At 57.9% G+C, this 4,302-nt stretch carries 3 protein-coding genes; 1 reads left to right on the top strand and 2 read right to left on the bottom strand.

Translation table 11 applies throughout. The features are described 5' to 3' along the window. Positions 1–527: 527 nt before the first annotated feature. Both RE6C_RS03335 and RE6C_RS03325 read right to left on the bottom strand, forming a co-directional pair. Positions 528–1,415, bottom strand: a complete 888-nt coding sequence (locus RE6C_RS03335; RefSeq protein WP_008653849.1) for a serine/threonine-protein kinase — start codon at positions 1,413–1,415, stop codon at positions 528–530. Positions 1,416–1,768: 353 nt separating this feature from the next. Beyond that, the gene (locus RE6C_RS03325) at positions 1,769–3,928 is read right to left on the bottom strand and encodes an alpha-amylase/4-alpha-glucanotransferase domain-containing protein (RefSeq protein ID WP_008653847.1); all 2,160 of its coding nucleotides are present in this window, start codon (positions 3,926–3,928) and stop codon (positions 1,769–1,771) included. 31 nt (positions 3,929–3,959) lie between these two features. On the opposite strand from RE6C_RS03325, the gene RE6C_RS03320 reads away from it, so the two are divergent. After that, positions 3,960–4,142: a hypothetical protein gene (locus tag RE6C_RS03320; protein ID WP_236615793.1), complete on the top strand. Its 183-nt coding sequence runs from the start codon at positions 3,960–3,962 to the stop codon at positions 4,140–4,142. Positions 4,143–4,302 lie beyond the last annotated feature (160 nt).

The following is a 4,302-nucleotide window of genomic DNA, read 5'->3' as shown; positions in this document are numbered from 1 at the left end:
CCTGGCAACACAGCACTTCAAAACTGCACGACCTCTTTGGGCGCAGGGGAAATGGTGGTTTGACTGAAGGTTGGAAACTCGGGCCGCTTTTCAACCTGTAGCTCGGTGGTCCTCCAACGAGGCGAGCGATGATTCGGCGCGGCCGACTGTTTGCGCGGCGGAGATACCGGGCGCGGATTGAGTGGCGTTTGAATTGGGTGGGATGAGGCTTGGTGCAGAGCGTTGGTTGACGGAACAATTGGGGACAATTGTTCTACTCTGGTGGTGCGCGCGTCACGGTGGGGGACCACCGTGCTACAGTTTTTTGCTCGCTGATTGCGAGCGTCTCATCGCCAATCGTTGACGTGGTGGACGAGGCTACGGTGGTGCGTCCGAATTCTTGGCGAATCCGGCTGCGGAGGTGCGGAGCGGAGCCTTGCTGACGCGGCGGGTTATGAATCGAAGCGTGCGGCCTTGCGGTCGCGGCGCGTTGCGATGGTGGGGCAGTGCTGCGTCAGAATTCTTGGCGAATCCGGCTGCGGGCTTTGCTACGCGACGCGGCGGGTTCGGCGGCGGGTGCTTCTTGTTGAGGTGGTGCCGGTTGCTGAGCCGGGGACGGTCAGGGATTTGATCCGGTCGAGGGCGTTGGCCATCGCGACTCCGTCTCGGAAGCGTTTGAGTGGTTTGGGATCCATCGATTTGCGGATCCAGTCCACGAACTCTTGGTTCAACCCGCGACGCAGTTTCGCGTACGACGGCAAGGGGGCTTCGAACGGGTACTCGGGCAGCGATCCCGACAACATCCGGTAGATCACCAGCCCGAGCGAAAACACATCGCTGCGATAAGTCGGTTTGCCCATCGCTTGCTCGGGTGCGATGTAGCCGAGCGTTCCGGAGGCGGAAACGGCGTGACGTCCACGTTCGATCCGTGCCAACCCAAAGTCTGTCAAGCAGATCTTGGAGTTGGGGAACAGGATGAAGTTCTCGGGTTTGATGTCGCGGTGCAGGACTCGGCGTTCGTGAGCGTAGGCCACGGCGGATGTCATTTGACGAACGTAGTCCAGCGTGGTCGCGCGAGCCATGCGGCGACCGAGTCGATCGTGCAGGGTTTCTTCGCCCAGCGGGAATACCATGACGAAATGGCCATCAATGTAGCGAGCGTCTTTGAGCGGCAAAATGCTGTCGTGCGACAAGCCCGCCATGATGCGGACTTCGCGTTGCAGGTCTTCGGCGGATTGGTGATCGTCCGAAGCATAAGACTCCGGAATTTTCAGCGCCACGTCGCGATCCTCGATCGTGTCGTGGGCGGAATAAACGGTTGCAAATCCACCTTCGCCAAGTTTTTTGACGAGCCGGTATTTGTCCAACCGCATCCCGACGCGAAGACGACGCGTCGAGTCGCTGGGGTCCATCACCAATTTCAAACGTGCCGTCACGGGCGTTGCCTCAAAAGAGAAATCGAATTCGCACGGCAAGATGCTCGTGCCGACCCATCGAAATCACAACCAATTCATTCTTTGGAAAACCAAGTCGCTGATCAGCCAACCTTTGACAAACCAAGCTTTCTATCTTCGAAGCCAGCAGACAGGAGTCTTCGGGATGCGAGCCTTTTGCTGTTTCAACGCTCAAACGGCTCACATGAACATTCCCAACCATTCCTGTTCATCTGCTTAGCGGACTGTTGATTTAGTCGTATACCGAATAAAAAAATTAGCCGATGGGCGTTAGCCCCGGTTGGCGTCTGATCAACCGCCGCTAACGCGGTGCGGCTCATTCAATCGACAGCCCGTTAGACGTTGACATGATCGTGCTGTTGGACTTCGATCGCGTTTTCACAGCGAGTGGCAATGTCAATGGTGACCGCCCAGCGTCCTTCGGCGTCCGCGGTGATGATCCAGTGAGGCATCACGCAGACCGATTGGTGAACCAGTTCAAAACCGGCTTCGCTTTGGCTGACTGTTTCCACTGGAAACGCCCACACGCCGCTGGCGCGATCGGTTCGCAAATCGATGTCGACACCGAGCCAGCGATCTGACAGGGACAGACCACGCACATCGGTCAGGTCCAAGCGTTCGCCGAGTTGTCCGAGTTGGTTTCCGTCGACGTCGCTGAAGTAGCGGTCGTCGGCTCCGGATGGCAATCCGGCAAAGTTCCATTCGACAGCGAAGTGCAGTGGGCTGGCCGGTGGCAAGTTTTCCAGCAAGTAAGTCACGGACAGGTTGCCGCTGCCTTCTTCTAAGGTGACGGCTTTGGTCAGCGAGATGGGGATTCCCCAAGCATTGCCGTCACGACGCAGTTGAGCCTGCACACGGTCACTGCCTCGACGCAGTTTGGCTTCGAATGGCAGCTCGACAAAGTCACCTCGTTCGGGTGATTCGCCACGTGAGACGGATTCGAGGGTTGCTTCATTGTCGAAGAAGTGGTCCATCAAACTCTTGCGAGCGTAACGGTCGTACTGAATCATTTGATCCAGGCCTTCTTGTTTGAACACGACGCGGTCGTGGATGCTGGCCACGTCGCCACCGGCGCTACTCGGGCCCGCCAGGACTTTGCGGTGGTAGGCTTCGGGGCGACGTTGCAAAGTCGCCAACAAGTTGTGGTTGATGCCTCGCAAGTCCCACTCGTACATCCGGCCACCTTGGGCAGGGTCGATCCAAGCGACCATGGATTCGTTGGACAGCCGGATCTCTTGTTGTCCGTCGTAGTCGTAATCGCCGGCGGTTGCGGAAACGGTGTTCAGCGTGCCTTCGATTTCTTGCAGCAGCGTGTCGGCTTGGATCAGGTGTTCGTAGATCGCGTTGCGAAGGTGAGGCAAGTAGATTCCGCCGAAGGCACCGTGCCAGTACGGGCAGTTGCATTGACCGCGATAAAGGTGGTCGCGAATTTCGGCGAGTTCACCGGCGTCGTGACCGCTGGCTTCGGCTTTGGCCAACCGATCGCTCACGTGCATCATGCGAGCGTACATCTCGTTGGTTTCTTCGTACTTGACTTTGAAGTTCCGCCAGAAACCGCCACGCACGAACGATTCCAAGTGGCCCCAGCGCTCGTCGTTTTCCATCGCGTGGGAAACGTCGTCGAGAATCTCTTGTGACTCGGCGGGCAGCGACCAAACCGTCATTTCGCGATAGCTGCAATCGGGCAGGTAAGCTTTGCCAGCCGGAGCCGCGTTTTGGATCGACTCGGCCAACGTGACCGTGTGCAACCACTCTTGGTTTTCAGTCAACGCGTCGAAGAACGAACGCAACCAGCCTTCGTCGTAGACGTGCGATTTGGTGTCAGGCCAGGTGCCGAACTTTTCGCCGTCGTCGCCGAACGTCATCACGGCACCCGGGTTCGAATGAGCGATCCCGCGAAGGTAGTCGATCGTTTCGTGAGCCGGGCGGAATGGGATCGTGTAGCGAAGTTGTTCGCTGCCGGGGAAGACGCGAAGCAGTTGGCCTTGGTCTTCGACGACGAAGTAGCTGCGCAGTTCTTCTTCCGCCATGCCAGCGGATTTGAAGTGGTAGTCGTCCAGGACGGTGTAACGCATCCCGGCTGCGGCAACGTCAGCGGTCAGGCCTGATTCCCAGACGCGTTCAGGCATCCACATGCCAGAGGGCGTGACACCCAGGTTTCGCTGCAACCACGAACTGTATGATTGAATTTGTCCCACGCGGTCGCGGCGGGGCAGCATCGTCAGGATCGGTTCGTACTGTGGCCCGCCGACGATTTCGATGCGGCCGGCTTCGACGAGCAAACGCACACGGTCGAGGTACTCGGGATGACGCTCGGCCAACCACAGCATCAACGGGCCGGAGGTGTGCAGTGAGATATTCAGTGCGTCGTACGGTTCAAACACCTCCAGGAACGGCAGGTAGCTGTCCTGGTAAGCTTGTTCAAACACGCCATCGAAGTTTCCGATTGGCTGGTGGTTGTGAAGGACCAAGCAAAGGTGAACGTGAGGCGACATGGGCGCTGGGGTAAGTGTGTGGAAGGACGTCGTGAAACAGGCGATGACGGTGCGCGAATTTTACGATTTGCATGCATGGCGCGAATGCAAAAAACAACCGGAATTTTCGAAACGGAGCGAATGTTTGGGCGAGCCAAATTCGCTGGTCGTTTCCAGCCGGTTAATCGGCGCAATCGTCACACTCGCGACAACCGCTGCGAACATCATCGGCTGACGGTTGTGCCGGCTTGAGCGGAAACGACGGTGGTAACGTTTATGCGGATTGGTTTGGCCAAAACCCGTAGCTCGGTGGTCCTCCACACAAAGAGGTCGTGCAGTTTTGAAGTGCCGTGCTTGCGAGGTTGAAATCACCCTCCTGAACGGAGGTCGTGCAG

The sequence above is a fragment of the Rhodopirellula europaea 6C genome (assembly GCF_000338295.1).
Classification (GTDB): Bacteria; Planctomycetota; Planctomycetia; order Pirellulales; family Pirellulaceae; genus Rhodopirellula; species Rhodopirellula europaea.
This window is presented reverse-complemented; position numbering and strand designations above follow the sequence as displayed.